The 24,812-nt window shown below is 43.3% G+C and carries 28 protein-coding genes; 10 read left to right on the top strand and 18 right to left on the bottom strand.

Annotation, left to right across the window (positions count from 1 at the left end; all coding sequences use genetic code 11):
• Positions 1–18: 18 nt before the first annotated feature.
• The 8 genes from rseP to rpsB form a co-directional block, all read right to left on the bottom strand.
• Positions 19–1,365: an RIP metalloprotease RseP gene (rseP, locus tag DFP79_RS14610; RefSeq protein ID WP_133504683.1), complete on the bottom strand. Its 1,347-nt coding sequence runs from the start codon at positions 1,363–1,365 to the stop codon at positions 19–21.
• Positions 1,362–2,540, bottom strand: coding sequence for a 1-deoxy-D-xylulose-5-phosphate reductoisomerase (gene ispC / locus DFP79_RS14605; RefSeq protein ID WP_133504682.1), 1,179 nt, complete (start codon positions 2,538–2,540; stop codon positions 1,362–1,364). The genes rseP and ispC overlap by 4 nt, the downstream gene beginning before the upstream one ends.
• Complete coding sequence (locus DFP79_RS14600) at positions 2,537–3,340, bottom strand: phosphatidate cytidylyltransferase (RefSeq protein WP_133504681.1); 804 nt, start codon at positions 3,338–3,340, stop codon at positions 2,537–2,539. The genes ispC and DFP79_RS14600 overlap by 4 nt, the downstream gene beginning before the upstream one ends.
• A gap of 2 nt (positions 3,341–3,342) precedes the next feature.
• Complete coding sequence (locus DFP79_RS14595; protein WP_133504680.1) at positions 3,343–4,071, bottom strand: isoprenyl transferase; 729 nt, start codon at positions 4,069–4,071, stop codon at positions 3,343–3,345.
• A 63-nt stretch (positions 4,072–4,134) separates the two neighbouring features.
• A complete protein-coding gene (gene frr / locus DFP79_RS14590; RefSeq protein ID WP_133504679.1) occupies positions 4,135–4,692 on the bottom strand; it encodes a ribosome recycling factor in 558 nt (185 codons plus the stop codon).
• Between the two features lie 7 nt (positions 4,693–4,699).
• Positions 4,700–5,422 carry a UMP kinase gene (gene pyrH / locus DFP79_RS14585; protein ID WP_133504678.1) on the bottom strand — a complete coding sequence of 241 codons (723 nt, stop codon included), beginning with the start codon at positions 5,420–5,422 and terminating at the stop codon, positions 4,700–4,702.
• 124 nt (positions 5,423–5,546) lie between these two features.
• Positions 5,547–6,407, bottom strand: coding sequence for a translation elongation factor Ts (gene tsf / locus DFP79_RS14580; RefSeq protein ID WP_133504677.1), 861 nt, complete (start codon positions 6,405–6,407; stop codon positions 5,547–5,549).
• Positions 6,408–6,496: 89 nt separating this feature from the next.
• Complete coding sequence (gene rpsB / locus DFP79_RS14575; protein WP_133504676.1) at positions 6,497–7,231, bottom strand: 30S ribosomal protein S2; 735 nt, start codon at positions 7,229–7,231, stop codon at positions 6,497–6,499.
• A gap of 351 nt (positions 7,232–7,582) precedes the next feature.
• Between rpsB and map the strand changes: the two genes are divergently transcribed.
• The 5 genes from map to DFP79_RS14550 all read left to right on the top strand — a co-directional run bounded on the left by map (position 7,583) and on the right by DFP79_RS14550 (position 13,921).
• Entirely contained in the window at positions 7,583–8,443 is an 861-nt protein-coding gene (gene map / locus DFP79_RS14570; RefSeq protein ID WP_133504675.1) for a type I methionyl aminopeptidase, read from the top strand.
• A gap of 73 nt (positions 8,444–8,516) precedes the next feature.
• A complete protein-coding gene (gene glnD / locus DFP79_RS14565) occupies positions 8,517–11,216 on the top strand; it encodes a [protein-PII] uridylyltransferase (RefSeq protein ID WP_133504674.1) in 2,700 nt (899 codons plus the stop codon).
• Entirely contained in the window at positions 11,216–12,433 is a 1,218-nt protein-coding gene (dapC, locus tag DFP79_RS14560) for a succinyldiaminopimelate transaminase (RefSeq protein ID WP_133504673.1), read from the top strand. Before glnD ends, dapC begins: the two co-directional genes overlap by 1 nt.
• A complete protein-coding gene (gene dapD / locus DFP79_RS14555; protein WP_133504672.1) occupies positions 12,433–13,470 on the top strand; it encodes a 2,3,4,5-tetrahydropyridine-2,6-dicarboxylate N-succinyltransferase in 1,038 nt (345 codons plus the stop codon). Before dapC ends, dapD begins: the two co-directional genes overlap by 1 nt.
• Before the next feature lie 106 nt (positions 13,471–13,576).
• Positions 13,577–13,921, top strand: a complete 345-nt coding sequence (locus DFP79_RS14550; RefSeq protein WP_133504671.1) for an ArsC family reductase — start codon at positions 13,577–13,579, stop codon at positions 13,919–13,921.
• Positions 13,922–13,937: 16 nt separating this feature from the next.
• Here DFP79_RS14550 and DFP79_RS14545 read toward each other — a convergent pair whose 3' ends face one another.
• Positions 13,938–14,162 (bottom strand): hypothetical protein, encoded by a 225-nt coding sequence (locus tag DFP79_RS14545; protein WP_133504670.1) that lies wholly within the window; start codon positions 14,160–14,162, stop codon positions 13,938–13,940.
• A 73-nt stretch (positions 14,163–14,235) separates the two neighbouring features.
• On the opposite strand from DFP79_RS14545, the gene dapE reads away from it, so the two are divergent.
• From dapE to panD, 4 genes are all read left to right on the top strand, one after another.
• Positions 14,236–15,411 (top strand): succinyl-diaminopimelate desuccinylase, encoded by a 1,176-nt coding sequence (dapE, locus tag DFP79_RS14540; RefSeq protein ID WP_133504669.1) that lies wholly within the window; start codon positions 14,236–14,238, stop codon positions 15,409–15,411.
• A 72-nt stretch (positions 15,412–15,483) separates the two neighbouring features.
• Positions 15,484–15,690, top strand: a complete 207-nt coding sequence (locus DFP79_RS14535; RefSeq protein ID WP_243730287.1) for a hypothetical protein — start codon at positions 15,484–15,486, stop codon at positions 15,688–15,690.
• Between the two features lie 2 nt (positions 15,691–15,692).
• Complete coding sequence (locus DFP79_RS14530) at positions 15,693–16,067, top strand: hypothetical protein (RefSeq protein WP_133504667.1); 375 nt, start codon at positions 15,693–15,695, stop codon at positions 16,065–16,067.
• A gap of 61 nt (positions 16,068–16,128) precedes the next feature.
• Entirely contained in the window at positions 16,129–16,509 is a 381-nt protein-coding gene (panD, locus tag DFP79_RS14525; protein WP_133504666.1) for an aspartate 1-decarboxylase, read from the top strand.
• A gap of 124 nt (positions 16,510–16,633) precedes the next feature.
• Here the strand turns inward: panD and DFP79_RS14520 are convergent, their stop codons facing one another.
• The 3 genes from DFP79_RS14520 to DFP79_RS18180 form a co-directional block, all read right to left on the bottom strand.
• Positions 16,634–17,059 (bottom strand): DUF3010 family protein, encoded by a 426-nt coding sequence (locus DFP79_RS14520; RefSeq protein ID WP_133504665.1) that lies wholly within the window; start codon positions 17,057–17,059, stop codon positions 16,634–16,636.
• Positions 17,060–17,145: 86 nt separating this feature from the next.
• The gene (gene tpx, locus DFP79_RS14515) at positions 17,146–17,643 is read right to left on the bottom strand and encodes a thiol peroxidase (RefSeq protein ID WP_133504664.1); all 498 of its coding nucleotides are present in this window, start codon (positions 17,641–17,643) and stop codon (positions 17,146–17,148) included.
• Positions 17,644–17,667: 24 nt separating this feature from the next.
• Complete coding sequence (locus DFP79_RS18180) at positions 17,668–18,132, bottom strand: cold-shock protein (RefSeq protein ID WP_279526500.1); 465 nt, start codon at positions 18,130–18,132, stop codon at positions 17,668–17,670.
• A 255-nt stretch (positions 18,133–18,387) separates the two neighbouring features.
• Between DFP79_RS18180 and DFP79_RS14505 the strand changes: the two genes are divergently transcribed.
• Positions 18,388–18,618: a SlyX family protein gene (locus DFP79_RS14505; protein ID WP_243730286.1), complete on the top strand. Its 231-nt coding sequence runs from the start codon at positions 18,388–18,390 to the stop codon at positions 18,616–18,618.
• A 35-nt stretch (positions 18,619–18,653) separates the two neighbouring features.
• On the opposite strand, the gene DFP79_RS14500 is transcribed toward DFP79_RS14505, so the two are convergent.
• From DFP79_RS14500 to ppc, 6 genes are all read right to left on the bottom strand, one after another.
• Positions 18,654–19,433, bottom strand: a complete 780-nt coding sequence (locus DFP79_RS14500) for a class I SAM-dependent methyltransferase (RefSeq protein ID WP_133504663.1) — start codon at positions 19,431–19,433, stop codon at positions 18,654–18,656.
• On the bottom strand, positions 19,426–19,725 hold the full coding sequence (locus DFP79_RS14495; RefSeq protein WP_133504662.1) for a hypothetical protein: 300 nt from the start codon (positions 19,723–19,725) through the stop codon (positions 19,426–19,428). The genes DFP79_RS14500 and DFP79_RS14495 overlap by 8 nt, the downstream gene beginning before the upstream one ends.
• 8 nt (positions 19,726–19,733) lie before the next feature.
• Positions 19,734–20,540 (bottom strand): undecaprenyl-diphosphate phosphatase, encoded by an 807-nt coding sequence (locus DFP79_RS14490; protein WP_133504661.1) that lies wholly within the window; start codon positions 20,538–20,540, stop codon positions 19,734–19,736.
• 3 nt (positions 20,541–20,543) lie between these two features.
• Complete coding sequence (gene tsaB / locus DFP79_RS14485; RefSeq protein ID WP_133504660.1) at positions 20,544–21,251, bottom strand: tRNA (adenosine(37)-N6)-threonylcarbamoyltransferase complex dimerization subunit type 1 TsaB; 708 nt, start codon at positions 21,249–21,251, stop codon at positions 20,544–20,546.
• A gap of 9 nt (positions 21,252–21,260) precedes the next feature.
• Entirely contained in the window at positions 21,261–21,917 is a 657-nt protein-coding gene (adk, locus tag DFP79_RS14480; protein ID WP_133504659.1) for an adenylate kinase, read from the bottom strand.
• 231 nt (positions 21,918–22,148) lie between these two features.
• Entirely contained in the window at positions 22,149–24,779 is a 2,631-nt protein-coding gene (gene ppc, locus DFP79_RS14475; protein WP_133504658.1) for a phosphoenolpyruvate carboxylase, read from the bottom strand.
• Positions 24,780–24,812: the final 33 nt, after the last annotated feature.

Below are 24,812 nucleotides of genomic sequence, written 5' to 3'. Positions count from 1 at the left end.
TATACCTCTCTAACAGCTTCAAAGGCGAGCTAAATCGTTAAACATGGCAACTGCCATCAAAGCAAACAGCAATGATGCACCGACCCGATAGGCCAAACTCTGTATCCGCTCTGACACAGGTTTTTTGCGAAGAGCCTCAACACTAAAAAACAACAAATGCCCACCATCAAGCATGGGTATTGGAAGCAGGTTGAGCACCCCCAAACTGACACTTAGATAAGCCATAAACTTCAAAAATGATTGAATTCCAGATTCCGCAGAGGCGCTTGCTACTTTAGCAATCGTAATTGGGCCAGATAGGTTATCAATTGAAATAAGCCCTTGAAGCATTTTTCCAATGGATGAGACAGTTAAACTGACCATTGTCCAAGTTTGATTGACGCCATATGCAAACGACGATAGAAAATCGTATTTCGTCTCTCGTATAAAACTCTTGTCATACTCAACTGGCTGCACTGAAATACCTGCAACTCCAATGCTATCCTCTCCGTTGGATCGTTTATCAGGAACAAGAGTCAACTCAAAAATGTCACTCCCTCGCGCTATCTGAACACTCAAAGCGCGATTTGGATTACTCTGGACCCATTTAACAAACGAGCGCCAATCAGATATTTGTTCGCCATTAATAGAGAGAACTTTATCACCATGTACAAAGCCTGCAGACATTGCAGCCCCGTCATCAAATACTTGATCGATAATTGGGGCAATAACAGGCACCCAAGGCGTAACACCAAAGTCTTGAATCAGGTTATTCGGTTCTTGATTAGCTAACCACCTATTCAACTTGAACGAAGACTCCTCGATCATATTTGAGTCTTCGGGAATATAGCGCACCTGAAAATGCCCACTTTTTCCTATCAAGTCAGCCAGTGCAAAATTAGCGTCTTCCCACGATGTTACCGTCTTACCGTTAATTTCAACGATTTCAGCGCTCACTTGTATGGAGGTTTGAGCAACGGGAGTGTTTGACTCAATACTTCCGACTTTAGGAGCAAGGTGCTGAACGCCAAGCATGCCGACTAAGGCATACAATATTATTGCCAACACGAAATTCGCACATGGCCCCGCTGCAACAATGGCTATTCGTTGCCACACGTTTTTATTATTAAATGCTTGTGACGCTAAGGCTGTAGGTATCTCACCTTCACGACTATCAAGCATCTTTACATATCCCCCTAATGGAATGAGGGCTAATGTATATTCCGTTCCTGTCTTACCATAGTAGGTATAAATTGGTTTACCAAAGCCTACTGAAAAGCGAAGAACCTTAACACCACAACGACGAGCAACCCAAAAATGGCCAAACTCATGAAATGTAATTAAAACGCCAAGCGCTACGAGTATTGATAGAATATTTTGGATCATTTCATGCTCCACGAACCAACAATGTCATTGGCTATTGCCCGAGCCGATTTATCAGCCTCAAATACAACATCCAAATTATTGACCGCGGTTATGTCGGAGCGTTCCAAGACTTCTTGATTTAATTCAGCAATTTGTAAAAAACCAATCCTTTTGTTCAAAAATGCATCAACTGCAATTTCATTTGCTGCATTTAACGTAGCCATGGCACTGCCGCCTAGAAACCATGCGTCAGAAGCCAATTTTAAATTAGGAAAACGATCAAGGTCAGGCTTCTCAAAATTTAGCTGAGATATTTCGAAAATATTTAGCGCTCCAGCGCCAGTTTCTACACGTTTCGGCCAAGTCATTCCATAGGCAACGGGGATTTTCATATCAGGGTTTCCCATTTGACAGATAACCGACCCATCAACGTAAGAAACCATTGAATGAATAACACTTTCAGGATGCACTACTACTTCAATATCATGCGGGGTAACATCAAATAACCAACAAGCCTCAATCAGTTCCAGACCTTTGTTCATCAGTGAAGCCGAATCAACAGAAATCTTACGACCCATAGACCAATTCGGATGTTTACAAGCCTGCTCCGGAGTCACGCTCTTCATCTGCTGACGCGACCATGTTCTGAAAGGGCCACCCGACGCTGTCAGCAATAACTTATCAACGCCCGACTTGTTTGCTCCATTTTCACACTGAGGTAAGCTCTGAAAAATAGCATTGTGCTCACTATCAATCGGCATCAAAGTGACTGAATATTTTTTAACTTCATCCATGAACAGTTTACCAGCAGTGACAAGTGACTCTTTGTTTGCAAGCAACACCCTTTTACCCGCTCGTATAGCTGCAAGTGTTGGACGAAGGCCAGCAAAGCCCATAATCGCCGCCATTACTTGATCGCAGCCGTCATCTCCAGCAATGCTCTCCATTGCTTCGGAGCCGTATTCAAAAGACGTCGGTAACTCAGGGCACAATGCAGCAAGCTGGTCACGAGCTTCTATTGTCCCCATCACAGCTCTATTAGGGCGAAATTTCTTACAGATTTCCGCCATACGCTCGACGTTTTTATTTGCTGCAACACTTTCCAATTCAAACAGGGTGGAGTTCAGCTCAATAACATCAAGCGTACTCTTTCCAATTGAGCCCGTTGCCCCTAATAAACAAATTCTCTGCTTCACAACCACTCCGACATAGACAACAGCAAAACAAAAATAGGGGCTGCTGAGGTCAATGAATCAACACGGTCCATGACACCACCATGCCCAGGAATAAGGTTACTTGAATCTTTCATCGACTCATGACGCTTGAACATGCTCTCGCTGAGATCACCCAACACGGAAACAAAAACAGTCAACAATGCAATTAAAGCCATCGTCAGCGCTTGCTTTACAGAAAAGCCAGAAACAATAGAGAATAGAAGCATACCAATTTGAGTGAAAACAACCCCACCAATGACACCTTCCCAAGACTTCCCAGGGCTCACATTCGGCGCTAGTTTTCGCTTACCAAATGCCTTACCGGAAAAATAAGCGCCTGAATCTGCTCCCCATATCAGCCCCATTAACAGAAGAATCCAAACAACAAAATCAGGAGAAGACTTTAGTACTGCCAATGCCGCCCACGTACTTATAAGAATATAGACACCAAAAATGAGACGTATACTTGATGATTGCCATCCCATGGGACGAGGAAAATTAACCACCCATAAAAATCCAACCAACCATACTATAGGCGCAACGAGGAGAATCGTTTTTGTCATACCAATAACGTACAGCGCCAAAATTGCCACTGCAACGCCAGCGGAAAACAAAACTCTTTGAAGTTGGGCCTTCACACCTGAAAGACGAGCCCATTCCCAAGCCGCCAACACAACCACTGCAGCCATTGAAATAAGAAAAGCACTTTGCGGTAGAAAAAACACAGCAGAAATAAAGAAAAATGCCATAACTATGGCACTAAGAACACGAGGTAAAAGCATTTCTAACGACCACCGTATCGTCGCTGACGGCTTTGAAATATTTCTAACGCCTCAGCAAAATGTTGTTCGCCGAAGTCCGGCCACAATACAGGAAGAAAAACAAATTCTGCATAAGCTAATTGCCAAAGCAAAAAGTTGCTAATCCGCTCTTCTCCTGAAGTGCGAATCAATAAATCAGGTTCTGGTAAATCTGCAAGTTGCATATGGCGCGCTAAAGTAGATTCATTAATATCTTCTACCGCTACATTGCCTTGCAAAACATCTTGAACAACTCGCTTTGTCGCTTGAGCTATGTCCCAGCGACCGCCGTAATTAGCAGCGACCACCAATACCATACCTTTATTGCCCAAGGTTGCACGCTCAGCTTCCTCGATTTCTCGCTGAAGCTTTTCACTAAACCCTTGCATATCCCCGACCACTCTAAGCTGAATATTGTATTCATTGAGCCGTTTCACTTCTTTACGGAGAGAACGCATAAACAGGTTCATTAAACCGTCTACTTCGAGTTTAGGTCTTTTCCAATTTTCACTTGAAAAAGCAAATAACGTAACAACTTTAACACCAGCCTTAGCAGCCGCTTCCACTGTTCGCCTTACCGCTCCGGCTCCTGCCGTGTGGCCTGCGATACTAGGTAGAAGCTTTTTCTTTGCCCATCTATTATTGCCATCCATGATGATTGCAACATGATTAGGGGCGGCCGGTGCCTCAATATCATTTGTCGTGAGAGACATACCATTACCTAAAACAAAAAGGCGAGCTAACCTCGCCTCTTATTGATAAATACGTTTAAAAAACTAGATTGCCATCAAGTCTTTTTCTTTAGATGCTAAGCGCTCTTCCACTTTAGCTACGTATTTATCGGTAAGTTTTTGCACTTGATCTTGACCACGACGTTCGTCATCTTCTGAAATTTCTTTCTCTTTCATTAGATCTTTTAAGCTCCCATTCGCATCGCGACGAATGTTACGAATAGCGATACGACCATTCTCAGCTTCACTGCGGGCTTGCTTAACGTAATTGCCACGTGTTTCTTCAGTCAAAGCGGGCATAGGGATTCGAATTAAATTACCTGTTGTAGAAGGGTTTAAGCCTAAATCAGACTTCATAATCGCCTTCTCAATTTCAGGAACCATATTCCCTTCCCAAGGAGAAATCCCAAGTGTACGAGCGTCTTCAACTGTAATGTTTGCAACTTGGCTCAAAGGTGTAGGCGAGCCGTAATAGTTAACCTTCACAGGGTCCAAAAGGCTTGGGTGAGCTCGGCCCGTACGAATTTTATTGAAAGCAACCTCTACGGAGCTAACCGCTTTCGACATGCGCTCTTCTGCGTCTTTTAGAATTTCGTTAATCATACCTTCCTCACTTAATCACTGTGCCTTCGTCACCACCAACCATAATATTTGTAAGAGCACCGGGTTTATTCATGTTGAATACTCTTACAGGCATCTGATGGTCACGAGTCAAACAAATAGCTGTTAAATCCATAACACCCAGTTGTTTTTCCAATACTTCATCATAGCTTAATGTATCATATTTCACGGCTGAAGGGTCTTTCATTGGATCGGCAGAATAGACTCCATCAACTTTTGTTGCTTTCAATACAACATCAGCGTCAATTTCTATACCACGTAAACATGCAGCAGAGTCGGTAGTAAAAAATGGATTCCCTGTGCCCGCTGAAAAGATCAACACATCGCCATCTTTCATCAAACGCATCGCACGACGACGATCGTAAGGCTCTACAATACCCGTCATTGTTATTGCAGACATTACGCGCGTACGAATATTTGCACGCTCTAATGCATCACGCATAGCAAGCGCATTCATTACAGTAGCAAGCATTCCCATATGGTCACCGGTAACGCGGTCCATACCTGCTTGACTAAGCGCCTGACCTCGAAAAAGGTTACCACCTCCGATCACAATTCCCACTTCAACACCGATTCCGCGAAGCTGGCCAATTTCCAAGGCAATTCGATTCAGAACTTTTGGATCAATACCAAACCGCTCATCTCCCTGTAGGGCTTCGCCGCTCAATTTTAACAAAATACGTTTGTAATTAGGGTTATTTTCTTTGGGCATCACAACCTCCAGCAACGATTCCTACATCAGAGTTATTTTCGTGTCAGTATACAGATTTATAAAAATGCTGCACTCACAAAAAGGGGCAGTCTAGCTGCCCCTTGAATTTGACTCGCAAACGAACTTAACCTTTCAGTTGAGCTGCTACTTCTGCCGCGAAATCAGTTTCTTCAACTTCAATACCTTCACCTACTTCTAGACGAACGAAAGAAGTAATGGTTGCACCTGCCTCTTTAGCAAGCTGACCAACTTTTTGCTCTGGATTCTTAACAAATGGCTGCTCGACCAAGCTATTTTCCGCAAGGAATTTCTTGATTCGACCACCAATCATCTTGTCAACAATCTCAGTTGGCTTACCTTCCATATCAGGCTGTGCACGGATAATTTCTTCTTCTTTAGCAAGAACTTCCGCAGGCATGTCATCGCCTTTTACAACTTGTGGAGATACTGCAGCAACGTGCATAGACACATCTTTAGCCAACTCAGCGTTACCGCCTTCAAGTTGAGTCAACACTGCAATTTGACCATTACTATGACGGTAGCCAGAAACTAAGCCACCCTCAACAACAACAGCACGGCGAGGAGAAATGTTTTCACCGATTTTTTGAACAAGCGCTTCACGAGCAACACCAATTTCACCAGCCAACAACGTTTCGATGTTTGTGTCTTTGGTTTCAAAAACAACATCAGCAACTTTATTTGCAAATGCAACAAAGTTTTCATCGCGCGCTGCGAAGTCAGTTTCAGAGTTAATCTCTACGATCACGCCGTAAGAATTATCCTCTGCAACTTTAAGAATAACAGTACCTTCTGCAGCAGTACGACCAGCTTTTTTCGCAGCTTTCATACCACTACTTTTACGTAACTCTTCAATTGCAACTTCGATATCGCCGCCAGCAGCAGACAGAGCTTTTTTACACTCCATCATGCCCAAACCTGTACGGTCACGTAGTTCTTTTACCATTGCTGCAGATACTGCGGCCATGTTTAATCCCCTTGTACGATTTTAAATTTAAAAAAGGGGGCACTCGGTGGCCCCCCTTTCGAAACAAAGACCAATAATGATCCCTAAAATTAAGCTTCAGTAGCTTCGCTTACTTCAACAAACTCGTCTGCAGTACCTGCGGCAGCAGCACGACCTTCTAAAGCCGCATCAGCAAATGCAGAAACGTACAACTGAACAGCACGAATAGCGTCGTCGTTTGCAGGGATAACGTAATCGATACCATCTGGATCACTGTTAGTATCAACGATACCAATAACCGGGATACCTAGTTTGTTTGCTTCTTTGATAGCAATACGCTCATGGTCAACATCAACCACGAACAAAGCGTCAGGCAAGCCACCCATATCTTTAATACCACCTAGAGAAAGCTCAAGCTTTTCTAGTTCACGAGTGCGCATCAACGCCTCTTTCTTAGTCAACTGCTCGAACGTACCGTCCTTCGCCTGACCTTCAAGGTCACGCAAACGCTTGATAGAAGCGCGGATAGTTTTGTAGTTCGTCAACATACCACCCAACCAACGGTGATTTACATATGGCATAGATGAGCGAGCTGCTTGCTCTTTAATAGATTTAGCAGCGGCACGTTTAGTACCAACAAACAAAACTTTGTTTTTGTTTTCTGTCATTTTCTTAACAAGAGCCAACGCTTCGTTAAGAGCAGGAACAGTGTGCTCAAGGTTGATGATATGAATCTTGTTACGAGCACCGAAAATGAAAGGCTTCATTTTTGGGTTCCAGTAACGAGTTTGGTGACCGAAGTGAGAGCCAACCTGTAAAAGGTCGCGCATAGAAACTGTAGGCATAACAATATCCTTTATTTTTTTGGGTTGTTTTACACTCATCAACTCAAAGCTTCAGCCACATTAGGTTTATAGCAACCAGAGGCACCCCAGAAACTTATCTTATTGCAATGAGGTCGTTAAATTTAATAATAAAGCCAAACAGGAATATCCTGAAAAGCGTGCGTTTTATAACACAAATCGAAAAAAAACTAAAGAACTTAGTCCGCATTCTTAAACTTAAAGGCCTCCATTTTTCCTTTTTTGCCTCTTAGGTAGCGCTAATCCTTATTAACTAATGTAGAATATTGCCTAATTAAATTCTGTAGCTTTACTCTACAGTCCACACTAGCACAAGATTACGACATTTTTATTATGAGCAATGAGATCCTCCAAACCGTCAAAGAGCTAACCAATAACGGCCGAGTTGATACACCAAACTGGACACCAAAAGCGGCAGCAACTCAATTTACTGACATTAACGACATCGAAGGCATGCGTACTGCTGGACGCCTTGCTGCTGACGTATTAATAATGCTAGAAAAATTTGTTGTACCGGGCGTCACCACGGACCAACTAGACATCATCGCTCATAACTACATTGTGAGTGAGCAAGGTGCTATCCCTGCTCCGTTGAACTATCACGGCTTTCCGAAATCTTGCTGCACATCTGTTAATGACGTAATTTGTCACGGCATCCCTAACGACAAGCCACTAAAAAAAGGCGACGCTGTCAACATTGACATTACTGTAATAAAAGATGGTTATTACGGTGACACTAGCCGTATGTTCTTTGCCGGAAGTGCTGCACCTCATGTGGAGAGGCTATGCAAAGTCACTCAAGAATGCCTGTATCTAGCAATCGATTTAGTAAAACCTGGCGTACGCCTAGGCGATATTGGTGCAACCATTCAGGCTCATGCACACAAACATCATTATTCAGTTGTAGAAGAATATTGCGGACACGGCGTAGGTACAACGTTCCATGGTTCACCACAAGTTACTCATTATGGAAAAGCGGGTACAGGAGCCACTCTTGAAGAAGGAATGACTTTTACCATTGAGCCTATGATTAACGCAGGTAAAAAACAAGTTAAACACTCTGGTCCTGATAATTGGATTGCTAAAACAAAGGACGGTAGACTTTCCGCCCAATACGAACACACTCTTCTAGTAACAGCAGATGGCGTTGAAGTATTAACAAGACGCCCAGAAGAAACGCGTTTTAATGTGTGATTTGCGTGTGTAGCGATAGAAACGCATCACATTGAAAACATGACCCAACTAGCCTGACAGAAAGAGACTTTTGATGGAGTTCCCAGCCTTCCCTGACGCACCTCCTCTTCTCACCGATGATGAAAAGCAGGAACTGAGCAACCCTCAATGCTCAGTCTCTCGCTTTAAAGAAATTCAGGCCGAGAAGACTTCCGCTTATCATGACCTTTTCAACGACTTGTATCCTATAGAAAAACTGGTTAAGGGTTTTGCAGAGCTGTACGACGAAATATTACGAGCAGCTTGGATCGGAAAAGGTCTCGACAGCGAACCAAAAGTCTCACTGACCGCCGTGGGCGGATATGGAAGAAGCGAACTTCACCCGAAGTCAGATATCGATCTATTAATTCTTCTAAAAGACGAGCAAGACCTACCCCAAGATAAAATTGAGAGTTTTATTACTTTCTTATGGGATATGAAGCTCGACGTAGGCCATAGCGTAAGAACAATCGATGAGGCTTGCTCTCTTGCGGAAAAAGACATCACCGTCATTACCAACCTATTAGAATCTCGCACACTCGCAGGGTCTTGCGATTTACTTTCCACTCTACAGTTGCAAATTGACGTTAACCACATGTGGGACGGACTCAGCTTTTATCGCGCAAAGATGCAAGAGCAAGAAGATCGCCACGCAAAATACCAGCATACCGCATACAATCTTGAACCCAACCTAAAAGAATGTCCGGGCGGCTTACGAGATATGCAAGTTATTGACTGGGTTGCTAAGCGTCATCTCCATACACATCGACTAAGCGCTTTAATTGACAAGCAATTTTTGTCTGAAGACGAATACATGCAAATTAAAGGAGCCGTTAGCCACCTATGGCGTATTCGCTGGGCACTCCATATGGTTGTTGGCCGTAAAGAAGACAGGCTCCTCTTTGATCACCAAAGAACATTGGCAAAGTTATTTGGGTTTGATGACGACGACCTAAAACGAAATGTTGAACGTTTCATGCAAGGCTACTATCAAAGTGTCGCTTCAATTCAACAACTTAACGACCTACTTCTTCAACACTTTGAAGAATCGTTTCTATTTATCGACGACACGCCTAACATAGAGGTTCTTAACGCCCATTTTCAAATAAGCAACGGTCAAATTGAAGCTCGATCTTCAACTTTATTTCAAAACACTCCGTCCGCAATGCTTGAGATCTACGTACTCATGGGCGAACGCAGCGACATAAAGGGAATTCGCTCTAGCACTATGCGCCAGTTACGCGACAGTCTAGATCTAATTGATGAAGACTTTCGTAAAAGCAAAACCAACACAGATTTATTCCTAGACGTTATTGCAAGCCGATACCGCATGACCGATCTTCTTAGGTCCATGAAACACATCGGATTGCTTGGCCGCTATCTACCAGAGTTCGGCGCTATTATAGGGCAAATGCAACACGACCTTTTCCACATCTACACCGTCGATGCCCACACACTACAGCTTGTAGAAAATATGCGTCGCCTTTGGTTGCCAGAATCCAAATCTAAATTCCCAATATCTGCACAGGCAATTCGCCACGTCCCTAAAGTAGAGCTGCTCTATATAGCTGGACTCTACCATGATATCGCCAAAGGCCGAGGCGGAGACCACTCAGAACTGGGATGTGAAGACGCCCAATTATTCTGCGAGCGCCACGGCTTATCAAAACAGGAAACCAATTTAATCATTTGGCTAGTTCGCCACCATTTACTAATGTCGGTCACAGCCCAACGAAAAGACATTTCGGATCCTGAAGTAATATGGGAGTTCGCAAGCCAAGTTAAGACACAAGAACGCTTAGATTATCTCTTCATCTTAACGGTTGCAGACATTAACGCGACTAATCCAACCATGTGGAACAGCTGGCGAGCCTCTTTAATGCGTCAACTGTACTTAGAAACGAAACGCGCATTACGTCGCGGCCTAGATTCCCCTATTGACGCAGAAATGCAAGCGGACGAGCACAAACAACGAGCCCTTGAAATCCTGATTGAGCGAAATGTCGACATGATGGAAGCTGAGTCGATTTGGGACGACATTGAAGACGAATACTTCATCCGCTCTAGTGGAGACGAAATCGCTTGGAACACCGAAGCGATCATCAAGCACCGACCAAGTACCAAGCCTCTTGTCGCAATCATTCCACTTGGAGGGAGAAACTTCTCAGGTGCATCAAAGATCTTTATTTATACCCCAATTGAAAGTCATGTTTTCGCTGTAACTGCGGCCATCTTTGAACAATTGGGATTAACAATTCTCGACGCAAAAATAAGCACAACAAATGAGAAGTACACGCTGGACACGTTTGTTGTGATGGACAGTGAAGAAAACGACACAAACCTATATTTGGACAGCGAAAGAATTGATCTAATAAGAAAAACACTTATCGAGCAGCTGGCCTCACCTTCTCTTTACGAAAGCATGGTGCAACGTTTTACACCGAGAGTACTCAAAATTTTCAACTCACCCTCAACAGCGCACTTTGTTAGTCAACCCGAGGAAGTCTGGTCTGCATTAGAAGTCACCGCACCCGACCGCCCAGGCCTACTTGCCGTTATCGGTAAATTTTTCATGCAAAACCACATAATGCTTCACAAGGCCAAGATTGCCACCCTTGGCGAACGCATAGAAGACACTTTTTATATTACAGAACAAAACGGTGAACTGATAACAGATGCTACACGCATGAAAGCAATCTGCACTCGCCTAAAAGAGAGCATTGATCGTTTCTCTAAAGCAACGGAAGAGAATTAATGAACCCTTTAATCAGCAACCTACACCCCTACCCATTTCAGAAATTGGCCGAGCTATTACAAAATGTCGAGCCAGCACAAGACAAAGAACTTATAAAACTGACCATAGGCGAACCTCAGCATGACGCTCCTCAGTCAGTTCTCGATGAGCTCCAAAACACACTGAGTGCTGTCAGAAAGTACCCCAGCACAAAAGGTGAAGTCAGCCTAAGAAAGGCTATATCTAACTGGGCATGCAACCGTTTCACCCTAAACTCACTTGACCCAGAAACCGAAGTTTTACCCGTAACGGGCACTCGTGAAGCTCTTTTCGCAATTGTACAAACACTAGTTGGAAGTAAAGAAAACGGAACGGTTATTAGTCCAAATCCTTTTTACCAAATATATGAAGGTGCTGCGATACTGGCAGGAGCCAGTCTTGAGTTCTTGCCGTGCGACGACACAAACAATTATCAGGTAGATTATCGCTCAGTTTCAGATGACGTATGGAGCCGTTGTGAAATCGTATTTGTATGCTCCCCAAACAACCCAGCAGGCACAGTAACACCTCTTGAGGATTACCGCTTTTTAATTGATCAAGCGAAGAAATTCGATTTCACCATTGTGTCTGATGAATGTTATTCTGAAATATATTTCGGTACAGATAAGCCATTAGGTCTACTAGAAGCGTGCGTTGAACTTGGGAATGATCGCTACGAGCATTGCCTTATATTCCAATCGCTTTCTAAACGATCAAATTTACCAGGGCTTCGTTCTGGATTTGTTGCTGGAGACGCTACATTATTAAAGCCATTTCTCCTGTATCGAACCTATCAAGGCTGCGCGATGCCCAATCACCACCAAGCCGCTTCAATTGTCGCTTGGGGGGACGAGCAGCACGTTCAAACAAACAGAGACATCTATCAACGCAAATTCGATGCAGTGCTCAACATACTTAAACCTGTAATGAAGGTAATGAAACCCGAAGCGGGATTCTATTTATGGCCAAAAATTCCAATGGGGGACGAAGAATTTTGCGTCAAACTCTATGAAGAAGAGGCCGTACTTGTTTTACCCGGCAGCTATCTGGGTCGAGAAATTAATAGCACGAATCCTGGAAGCAACCATGTTCGACTTGCATTGGTTGCGGAAGAAGAATTATGTACGGAAGCAGCAGAACGCATTCGTAACTTTATGACAAGAAACTTTCCTCTAAACGAACTGGAGCAATTGAACTAATGAGCAACTCTATTTTTGCTTTTGGCCTTGGCGTAGGCACTCAAAATAACGAAAACGCTTGGCTTGAAGTATTTTACGCAACACCTGCCGTAAACCCTGAAAATACCGTTGTTGATGCCATATTAGAAAGCACAAACTATGAAGGCGGAAATGCAACTCTAGTACTGGAAGAAGCGGACTTAAACCGATTGCATTTGGCTCTTTTAAAAGCCGGCAACATTGAACAAGCCGAGCTTGCATCAAAGCTAAAAGCATCAAAACAACCTGTCGTTCTTTGTGTTCTTGCAGAAGATACTGCGCCAGCAAATCCAGCTGAAGTGTATTTAAAGCTTCAGCTTATTTCGAACCGACTGGTTCAACCACACCAAACAGTTCTGGATGGTATGTTCGGTCTTTTGATCAATACAGCGTGGACTAGCGAAGGTCCGATCGACGTCAAAGAACTAGCAGATCGTCAACTAAGTGCTCGTATGGAAGGTCGTACAATTGAAGTATTCAGTGTCGACAAATTCCCTAAAATGGTTAATTTTGTTGTTCCTACTGGTGTTCGTATTGGTGACGCATCACGAATCCGCCTTGGCGCTCACTTAGGAGAAGGCACAACAGTTATGCACGAAGGTTTCGTTAACTTCAATGCTGGCACACTAGGCGTAAGCATGGTTGAAGGGCGCATTTCGGCTGGGGTAGTCGTAGGTAATGGCTCTGATCTTGGTGGCGGCTGCTCCACAATGGGTACTCTATCTGGTGGCGGCAACATTGTTATCGGTGTCGGTGATGAATGTCTAATTGGTGCCAATGCGGGCATAGGCATTGGCTTAGGCGACCGTTGTACTATCGAATCAGGCCTTTATATCACAGCCGGTTCAAAAGTAGCCGTTCTGGATGAAAATAACGAAGTTGCTTCTGTCGTAAAAGCTCGTGAGCTTTCTGGACACTCAGACCTTCTTTTCCGTCGCAATTCTGAAACAGGTGCTATTGAGTGCAAAACAAATAAAACTGCAATCGCTTTAAACGAAGCACTGCACGCTCACAACTAAGCACTACCGACGTTAGCGTCGAAAGAAACAACTCTACGCGTATAAGACTCCTTATACGCGTCTTTCTCCCCTATTCATTTACTTTAGTGAAACAGAGCACATTACAATGATCACTATTTACGGAATAAAAAACTGCGACACAATGAAAAAAGCCATACGCTGGCTTGATGACCAAAGTATCGATTACACTTTTCACGACTACCGAAAAGACGGTTTGGACCAAGCGTTACTTACTTCTTGGGTAAATAAGCTTGGCTGGGAGTCCCTCGTCAACAAACGCGGAACAACTTGGCGCAAACTAGACGAGGAAACAAAGGAAAAAATGGACGACAACTTAGTCATCCCAACACTCTTAGAACAGCCCGCCATGATTAAACGCCCATTGCTCGTCAAAGATTCAAATATCACCCTAGGTTTCAAAGTTGATGAATACGAAACACTATTCAGATAAATTATAGTCTCAACTTCTATGGTAAGATGACAGGAACATAAGGATCCTGGCTACTCCGTTTTTGATCGGATATTTGCAAAGGCGTCACACCGGAATTTGAATTTTGTGCCCCTGAAGAGGCTCTTTTGTCACTTTGAATAACAGGCACATAGTATGCATCTTGCACCTTTCCAGTGTGTCCTTGAAAATAACTGCAAGCACTTAAACTGATAGCTAGAAATACAATTAAGAAAGTCTTCATAAAATAACCTTTTTTGCCACACCAAACCTTATCATAGCGTACATGGCAAAAGCGAAACAAAAGTAGGAAAAGCATGACTCAACAGTCAAATCCCCTTTCAAGTTCTCCCACTGCATTAACGCCGACACTAGAACTTGCTATCGATCTTATGTCTAGACCATCAGTCACACCTGAAGACGCGGGCTGTCAGGAAACGATGATTAAGCGACTTGAAAAAGCCGGATTCACTGTTGAAAAAATGCCTTTTGGCGATGTGAAGAACTTCTATGCAAAGCGCGGCACGAAAGGGCCAAATTTATGCTTTGCAGGCCATACAGATGTTGTTCCAACAGGGCCTGAAGCACAATGGAAAGTTCCTCCTTTTGAACCTCAAATCGTAGACGGAGTATTATACGGCCGTGGCGCGGCTGATATGAAAGGCAGCCTTGCTTCGATGGTCGTTGCTGTCGAAAATTTTGTCGCCAATCACCCTTACCATGATGGGCAAATATCATTTCTTATTACTAGCGACGAAGAGGGCCCTTTTGTCGACGGCACAACTCGAGTCGTTGACACACTAATGGAAAGAAATGAAAAGGTAGATTGGTGTATTGTTGGTGAGCCGTCTAGCACCAATACTTTGGGTGATATTATTAAGAATGGTCGCCGAGGCTCCTTCAGCGGAGATTTAACAGTATTCGGCAAACAAGGTCACGTTGCCTACCCCCACCTTGCAAAAAACCCGATACACCTCGCTTCACCTGCAATTACCGAATTGTCAGAAACAAAATGGGACGAAGGAAATGAGTTCTTCCCCCCTACTAGCTTCCAAGTATCAAACATACACTCCGGCACAGGTGCGACTAATGTTGTTCCAAGCACATTAAACACCCAATTTAATTTTCGCTTTTCATCAGAGCTAACGTTTGATCAGCTGAAAGAAAAAGTCATCGCCATTCTAGACAAGCACGAACTTAACTACGAGATTGAGTGGACTTATAATGGACTTCCATTCTTGACCCCACCAGGAGAACTTGTCGACGCGATCACCGACGCTATTGAAGATACGGTTAATATAAAACCGACACTATCAACTTCTGGAGGCACATCCGACGGACGCTTTATTGCAAAAATGGGGACACAAGTCGTCGAGTTAGGCCCCATTAATGCAACTATCCACCAAATTAACGAACACGTGGATGCGGACAGCCTAAATCAACTTACATGCATCTATGAACTTGTTCTTGAAAACTTGTTCACAAATAAATAACACACAATGAAAAAGCATTCGACATTACACAAGCTTGCCATAACATTAGGCAAAGATCCTAAGCGGGCTCTTATGAAACTAATACAAGGCGGCTTGTTGTTCTTGTTCGGTGCACTCATGATTCTCGTGTCGGAAAGGGTTCTAACAGCGTCAATGACTCAAGAAATCGTTGCATTACTTGGTTTATTCGTCGCTGGCGCTGGCGCAATTTGGTCGCTGATTGGTTACCTATCCATGAGTATTTTAAGAATTTATCACATGCTAAATCGCGAGGATTAGTTATGCAGGCAGATATCGAAATCTACGTGTTGTCGTGCCCTACCGAAACAATTGTTGAGTGGCTAGCGAAGGCATTTACTCTTCAGTCAAAAGAACTGATCTCAAGCACTTCTCTAAAACTTGAACTTCACCATAACGACAAAATGATCCCTGTCACTATCTTGGAACAAGCTGCGGGAAAACGTTTCACTTCTATCTGGTTCGATTCTTCAGATACCCCTTGGAATGACGACATAGAGTGTGCAAAATCCGCCTTTGAGGCGTTAAACACCGAAGTTCGATGCAACCTACAAGGCTGGCAGGAAGCAGAGCAAGAAGACCCGGATCAGTGGTGGCGAATCAATGCAAATTCAGAAGGACCTTACATCTGGAGGTAAGTGCTGTAAATGCACTACCTCCTTATACAAATCAATATGACAGTACGAAAGAGTTAAAAAAATGCAAATTACCTTATTAAAAGGAAAGCTTCATATGGCCCGTGTTACCCAAGCAGAGCTTTGGTACGACGGATCTTGTGCAATAGATAAAGACCTTGTAGAGCTAGCGGGCTTTCGAGAGTTTGAAAAAATCGATATCTACAATGTAGACAATGGGGAGCGTTTTTCAACTTATGTCATTTTAGCCGAATCTGGTTCTAACACTATTTCTATGAATGGCGCTGCAGCGCGTAAAGTTCAGCTAGGGGACAGAGTTATAATTGCCGCATACGGCCAAATGGAAGAGGCTGAGGCAAGCAACTTTAAGCCTAAATTAGTGTATCTAAACGAAGATAACAGTGTCGAACGCTCTACAAACACGATCCCAGTCCAGAAAAAGTAATTCATCAACTCTCAAATCAATCCACTCTGGAAGCAGAAACATATTCAGCTCCCAGAGTAGATTAAATATTTACCTACCTAACACGCTACAAAAAGAAGTTTATCCCTCTCTTTTGACCAAGAGTTTACTCTTGAGACAAGGACGCATAACCTACTGTAAACGCCCCCTCTTGAAATGCCTTAAGCCCTGTCGCTTTATATGGAATAGGAATAGGATTCTTCTGTAACACCTCTTTAATCGCCGCTCCATTCATTAAGCTGACTTCAATACCATCAATCAACTGTAAACAGGCTTCAATTTTAAACCCCACTGCTCCACCAGCAAATTTGCCCTTTGTTGGTCGTTCTTTGATGACAACACGAGTCACTTTGTAGTCATCAAACAGTTTCTTTAAAAGAGATTGAAACTTTCGAATACTGTCACTCTCATTCGAGTTATGAAGTGAATGTCGGATTTGACGGCATTCCGCAATTTGAAAAAGGCCATCTTGTTTTGAAAGCAAGCACAGTATTAACTCACTACCTTTTATTTCAGCGCCACATGTAATCATTGTATTATTTCTAAGAGTAATAACTAAAAAAAATAAAAGCGGACAAATGCCCGCTTTTATTGAACCTGTTTAACACCTTCGAAGTACTATTTAAGTGCTTCTAGGACAGCTTCGTAGTTTGGCTCATCTGCTGTCTCAGCAACTTGCTCCGTATACAAAACCTCACCCGATTCATTAAGAACAACCACTGAACGAGAAAGTAATCCAACAAGCGGTCCAGTAGTAAACACTACGCCATAATCATCACCAAAGGATGAACGAAAGGTGGAGCCTGTCTCAACATTATCTAAACCTTCCGCCCCGCAAAAACGGGCCGCAGCAAAAGGCAAATCAGCAGAAATACATACAACCACTGTATTTTCTAGAGACGACGCGGCTTCATTAAACTTGCGAACAGAGGTCGCACAAGTTGGTGTGTCTACAGATGGAAAAATATTTAATACTACTTTCTTACCTGCATAATCTGCCAACGTTGCTGTTGATAAATCTGTTTTCACAAGCTCAAACTGAGGTGCCTGAGTACCAGCAGCAGGCAATTCCCCTGCAGTTTCAAATTCATTACCTTTCAAAGTAACAACAGCCATAATATCCTCTCAATTAAATTTTACTTAGTTTCGAATGATGGAAACATTCTCAGCTTGTTTTCCTTTTTCGCCTTCTGTGACATAAAAGCGAACCTTTTGCCCTTCCACCAAGAAACGGCGACCACGGCCACGAATAGCACGATAATGAACAAATACATCGTCGCCATTATCAAGTGTAAGGAAGCCAAACCCTTTAGATGAGTTGAACCATTTAACCGTTCCCAACTCACGATCGTCATTTTCATCTTCCTCGAACTCGTCGGAGGATGATGTTGAAGAATTACCCTGATTAATAATAGCCCCCAAATAGACGGCCACTAGAATAAATCCAAAATACACCAGGTAGTTTGTTTCAATTTTCTCTCCCAACACGCTCGCGATCAGAACGGGCGTCACTAGTGCGATAACGATGCTGGAAATAAGGGATCTCAATGAGAAAAAAGCGAGAGACCCATTCGTTTTATTTTCGGTATCCTGTTGTGAACTCATAACTATCATCTCTTGTTTAGTCAATGTTACGTAAACGACATAAATTATTGCTACTGAATTTCATGATTAGTAATTAAATTTACACTTTGCACGCTAGATGAGGAAACATAAATAAGCGAATTCCCCATATCATCGGCATATAAATCGAAATTCAGCAATTTTCGCGCCAAATATATCCACTCAATAACCAGAAATTAGTGATAGTTGATAATATATCTGCGAAAATTAACGACTTAGCCTAGTAAGATTAACATAATGAAGAAGACTATGAATACCTCAGAACTCGAACAACATGTATATGAACTGGAATTTAAGCTGCAATACCAGGAAGACACGATCGAAAGCCTGAATAACGAGATCGCAAACCACCAAAAAGAAATCTCTTTACTTAAAGAGCAAATGCAATGGTTAGCAAAACGAATCGAATCTCAGAAGGAGCAACAATCTAACATTAATATCTCAAACGAGAGACCACCTCATTACTAATAACAGTAGCACTCACTCCCACCGATATTTTTAAGTTAATCAGAATCTAAAGAAGCCTTAACATAAATATCAAAACGTCCGGCTTTACCTTCTAGCTTATAAGTCGGTTCAAGATTGTTAAGATGAGGCGCCCCTTTAGGACGTTTGACCACTGTACGATAAACGCAGCGCTCATAAGCGGCATCTAACAGCAAATCAGCGTCTTCGTCTTTTCCTACTAAATTTCTAAAAAACGCCATTTCTTTTTTTGCCGCTGCACTCTTTTCCATATGAGGAAACATCGGATCTAGATAAACAACATCGTAGGATTTTGTCTGATCAAACAATTGCCCCTCAAGGAGTGCCATACGAGAGATAATGTCACTAACATCCAGATTTAGAGCCGCTCTAGTTAAGCCATCTTTGAGCAACTCTCGAACGAAGGGAACACGCTCACACATGTCTATCCGACATCCCAACGAAGCAAGTACAAATGCATCTCGAGCAAGGCCGGCTGTAGCATCTAACACACTCAACCCTTTGCGTTTGTTAATACCAACTGCTTTTGCTATATCCTGCCCTTTACCGCCCCCAAATTTTCGCCTGTGATCATTTGCTCCTGATACAAAATCAATCATGACAGGATTAGCAGCCCCTTTTCCAGTTTGAGCCAGCTCGATGTGCGTTTCATGCACCATAAGCACGTAGGCGTAATCTGAAAAAAATTTGAATGCACTTTTAAGACGAATTAGCGGTAAGTGAGTAGCATTTGAGATATCACGTGCTGTCGTTTGGGCGAGATTACTTTCGTAACCAACACATAAGGTATTAGGCAAAAACATCCACTCCAATTAATAAATTTCTAGGGTTGTCTGCCGTTAATGCTGCAGTAGATTCGTAGGCTTGTAGCGCTTCACGAGCAAATTTATCTGGAGATTCTACTTTAGAAAAATTTCCACGTGTTTCAAATTGCGCTTTAAAAGCACTCTCGAAATCTTCCAAGCTACTCATATTAACTGGAAAACTAGAAGAAGAGTGTGTGTTTCCATTCTTCGCTACAGGAAGGTTCGAACTTGATGAGGTTGAATTTCCTCTAAACGATACCGGAAACTGACCGCTTACTTGCATAACCGTCCTTACGAGCCGCTATTGATGATTACCAGTAATATAGCGCCTAATGCCAACCTGTAAAACAAAAACGGCAGAAAACCCATACTATTAAGCCATTTTAGGAAGAAATAGATGCATAGGTATGCACTGATTGCTGAAATTAGCACTCCCCAAATTAGCGCATTCCAATCAACAGCAACGTCACTCCCCATTAGCTCCACAAGCTTTAGGCCACCTGCTGCTAAAATTAAAGGAACAGACAACAAAAATGAAAATCGAGCCGCTGTCTGTCGATCAAACCCCATTGCGCGAGCCGCTGTCATAGTAACACCTGAACGGGACGTTCCCGGAATTAAGGCTAAAGCTTGCGCACAACCAATCAAAAAGCCCGATAAGTAACCCAGCTGACTCTCATTTTTTTGAGCAGGAAAATATTTATCTGATAGCCAAAGTAAAATACCAAAACCTATAGTGGTATAAGCTATGACCTCAATAGTCCTGAAATGCTCCTCGATAAAGCTTTCAAACAAAACGCCACAAAGCCCAGCAGGTATCGTTCCAAGAATGATACACCAACCCAATTTACTGGTTTGATCAACCTTTCTTTGCACTAACCCAGTTACCCAGCCTGTTGCAATTTTCCACAGATCCTTCCAGAAATAGGACACAACAGCAATCAAAGTCCCGACATGTACAGCAACATCAAACGCCAACCCCTGATCAGGCCAATTTAGAAGCTGCGACGGTAAAATTAAATGGGCAGAGCTGGAGATTGGTAGAAATTCGGTTAATCCTTGAATTAATGCCAATACTGCAATGTGGTACCACAACATCGTTTATCGTTTACCTATTTTAGGGGGCTGTTTTTCCCATGTTACTTCATCGCGAAGATAGGTCGGTATCGCATGATACGCGTTTACCATTTTCCCCTGTTTAAAGTCGATTTGAGCAAGTTCCGCAATGCATGCCGCTCGCGGAGCTCGTTCATCACAGAATAAAACAGGTGCACGACCTAATGAGGTTTCAATCACTTCTTTATGAATCCAACCTGATCCAATGGCGGCAAATTCTTTATCAAAATGCCCCATAGCATCTGGTTTGCATACACGCTCCGTCAAGAATTCAGATACAACCAAATCACCTTCCGATTCTGAGAATTGATAACCTCCGATATAAATCTCCCCCATGCGAGCATCGAGTGCAGGTAACCAAGTGTCATGGTTACACTCTCGATAACCTTCATATGCGAGCGCTTTCAAAGTTGATACGGGAACAACAGGAAGATCCTGACCGTATGCTAACCCTTGAACAACGCCAGCACTGATTCTTAATCCAGTAAACGAACCTGGACCACGGCCAAATGCTATCGCATCGAGCTGAGAAAGAGAGATGCCCGCTTGAGCGAGAATCTGCTCAATCATAGGAAGAATTAAATCATTGTGCTGACGAGGAGCAATCCGAAAATCTTCGAGTACTGCCCCATTTACAATCAACGCTACCGAACAAGCGGGCGTTGATGTGTCCAATGCTAAGATAGTTGGCATAGCGGAGTCTTAAGCCTTAAGCGCGCTCAGCAAGCTGTCTTTAATTTCATTTAAATCGCCCACACCATTCACGTTAACAAACGTAGGAGCAGATTCTGGCGCCTCTTTTTGCCACGTCTGATAATATCCAATCAAAGGAGCTGTTTGATCATGATAAACACCCAAACGTTTGCGCACGGTTTCTTCTGTATCGTCTACACGCTGAATTAGGTCTTCACCTGTAACATCGTCTTTACCTTCCACTTTAGGTGGATTGTACACGACATGGTATGTTCGACCTGATGATTCATGAACTCGACGACCGCTCATGCGTTTTACTATTTCTTCATCAGCAACATCAATTTCAACAACGAAATCAATATCGACTCCGGCATCTTTAAGTGCATCAGCTTGCGGCAAGGTACGAGGGAAACCATCAAACAGCGCGCCGTTTTTACAATCTTCTTGTGTTAAGCGCTCTTTCACCAAGCCTATAATAATTTCATCAGAAACCAATTGGCCTGCATCCATAACCGCTTTAGCTTGAACACCTAATTCCGTCCCTGCTTTTACTGCTGCACGCAACATATCTCCGGTCGAAATTTGAGGAATGCCAAATTCTTCCGTGATGAATTGAGCTTGAGTACCTTTACCTGCGCCAGGCGCACCTAACAGAATTACTCGCATTATATATCTCCAAAAGTCAGTAAAAAATTGGCACAACAAACGGGCCTCTAAAAAAAGGCGATCTTTATATTAAGAAAGAAGCGCTGCATTGGCTTTAGTTAAGCCAGCCCGTTTACATGAATAATCTAAATGGTTGCCAAGCATACCCAAGCTCACTAAGAATATGCAAATTTAGTCGCAACATTTTAGCGTTCTTGATCAAATACCGAGCATTATTGAACATTACTTATACTAGCCTGTATTTTGCATACCGCTTGCAATCCCGGCCATCGTAATCATGAGTGCTTTATCAACCGCGTTATTCTGCTCATCCTTACGGCTTCGATACAAAAGCTCGGCTTGTAAATAGTGCAATGGGTCAATATAAGGATTTCGTACATCAATCGACTGACGGATGGTTTTATTATCATCTATCAAACGTTCTTGCTGTTTAAGCTGTTTAACCAAATCAGAAACTTGAGACAACTTATTGCGTAGTAACTGACCAAGTCCACGCAACTCTGGCGACACCAAACGTTTCTCATAATATTCTGCTATTTCAGGTTCAGATTTCGCCAGCACCATATCTAACATGTCTAAGTAGGCACCAAAGAAGGGCCAATTTTTATGCATATCTTGAAGCTTTTCTAAATGGCCCGAATCAATGGCTTGCTGCAAAGCACTTTCTGCTCCCAACCATGCAGGAAGCATGAGACGAATTTGCATCCACGCGAAGATCCAAGGAATCGCCCTAAGGCTTTCTACTCCGCCATCAGATCGACGTCGAGCTGGGCGAGATCCTAAAGGCAACTTCGCAAGCTCTTGCTCAGGAGTAATCGCCCTAAAATAAGGAACAAACTCCTCATGCCCCCTAACTATCGAACGATATTGGTTCATTCCAACTTCCGCAATCTCATCCATAATAGCTCGCCATTCCTGTTTAGGCGCTTCAGAGGGCATAAGCGTTGCTTCCATGACAGCAGAGCAATACAATTCAAGCGATCGTACGGCGATGTCGGGAATACCAAATTTAAACCGGATCATCTCCCCTTGCTCAGTCACGCGAATAGCGCCGTTAACTGAGCCCGGCGGCTGAGACAAAATAGCGACGTGTGCCGGACCACCACCACGTCCAACAGTGCCTCCTCGGCCATGAAATAAAGTTAAGTGCACACCATGTTTATTACAGAGCCGCGTTAACGCTTCTTGAGCTCTATATTGCCCCCAAGTAGCGGCAATTTGCCCTGCGTCTTTGGCAGAATCAGAATAGCCAATCATCACTTCCTGACGCCCATCGATATACGCTTTATACCAAGGTATTGAGAACAATTGCTCAACAATCGGCTCAGCATTATCCAAATCGGCCAACGTTTCAAAAAGCGGAACGATCTTCATTGGAAATGAAACCTTCGATTCCTTCAATAGCAAGGCAACAGCAAGCACATCTGACGGAGCACTTGCCATAGAAATAACATAGGAACCAAATGAGTTTTTACGACCACGGGCGATCATGGCGAAAGAGTCTAGAACCTCTTGAACTTCTTCATTAGGCTCCCACTCCATAGGAATCAGCGGTCGTTTTGAATTCAATTCCGTAAGTAAAAATGCCTGACGAGAAGCTTCATCCCACTCTGCGTAATCCCCTAAACCGTAAAAACGCGTAATAGCAGAAATAGCATCAATATGGCGAGAAGCATCTTGCCTAATATCTAGCTTCAACAACGTGACGCCAAAAGTTGAGGCACATCGGATCAAATCCAGCAATGAGCCATTTGCAATCACTTTCATGCCACAATCCAACAAGGATTGATAACACAGTGTTAAATCATTCAGCAATTCATCAGTGTCTAACATAACGCCATCGTCACTAACATCTTCGCCGTCTAAACGAGATTGTGCCCACTTTTTCGTGCGCTTCATCTTTTGCTCAAGATGTCGAAGCACCTCGCGATACGGTTGCACACTGTCTCCAACACGATCTCGCAACGCTTGGTTGCATTGAGTCATGGAAAATTCAGATCGAAGAATATTAAGATCTTTAATATAGAGGTCAGCGGCCATCCAACGGGCAAGCAAGGTTACTTCTTCAGTGGCAGAGTGTGTGACATTTGGGTTGCCGTCGCGATCTCCCCCCATCCAGCTTGCAAACCGTATAGGCGACAGATCAAGCGGTAAATGCTCTTCGTCGGTATAATGAGCAAATTGTTCGTCCAATTGCCTAAAAAATCGGGGTACGGCTTGCCATAAAGATTGCTCAATTACCGCATATCCCCATTTAGCTTCGTCAACAGGCGAAGGGCGCTCTGCGCGAATTTCATCCGTATGCCACGCTTGGGTAATAATTTCTTTCAATCGGCGGATGTGTTTACTTTCTTCTAAGGGAAGAATGTTATCTTTATCCAGCGATTCAAGCTCACTCGAAATATTGTCGTACTTTCGGATTAACGAACGACGAACCACTTCCGTAGGATGAGCCGTCAATACCAACTCAATACTTTGTGTTTTTAGCGTATCGAGTATTTGCTCTGGAGTGAACGCATTTTCATCCAAACGAGCGAGTAAATCTCCAACTGGATTTTTGTATACACCAAGGCTTTCATTCGTTTTGCGACGATGAACCCGATGGTATTGTTCTGCAATGTTGGATAAGTTTAAGAACTGATTGAACGCACGGGCGACAGGAACGATGTCATTGTCTTTCAAGTCCTCCAGCGCTTTTATTAGAGCTTGTGAGTCCCCCAATTGACGACCGTCTTTCGAGAGCTGTCTAATCGTTTCGACGGTTTGTAGAAAATCATCCCCAAGATGATTGCTCATGGTTTCTCCAAGGCAATCCCCTAGTAGACGCACATTTTCTCTCAAAGAAGCTTGACGATCACTCACACATATCTCCTTTTGCTATCGTTTTAGTCTTCA

The organism is Marinomonas balearica, assembly GCF_004362145.1.
Lineage (GTDB): Bacteria > Pseudomonadota > Gammaproteobacteria > Pseudomonadales > Marinomonadaceae > Marinomonas > Marinomonas balearica.
Note: the sequence above shows the minus strand (reverse complement) of the source record. Positions and strands in the feature narration are given on the sequence as shown.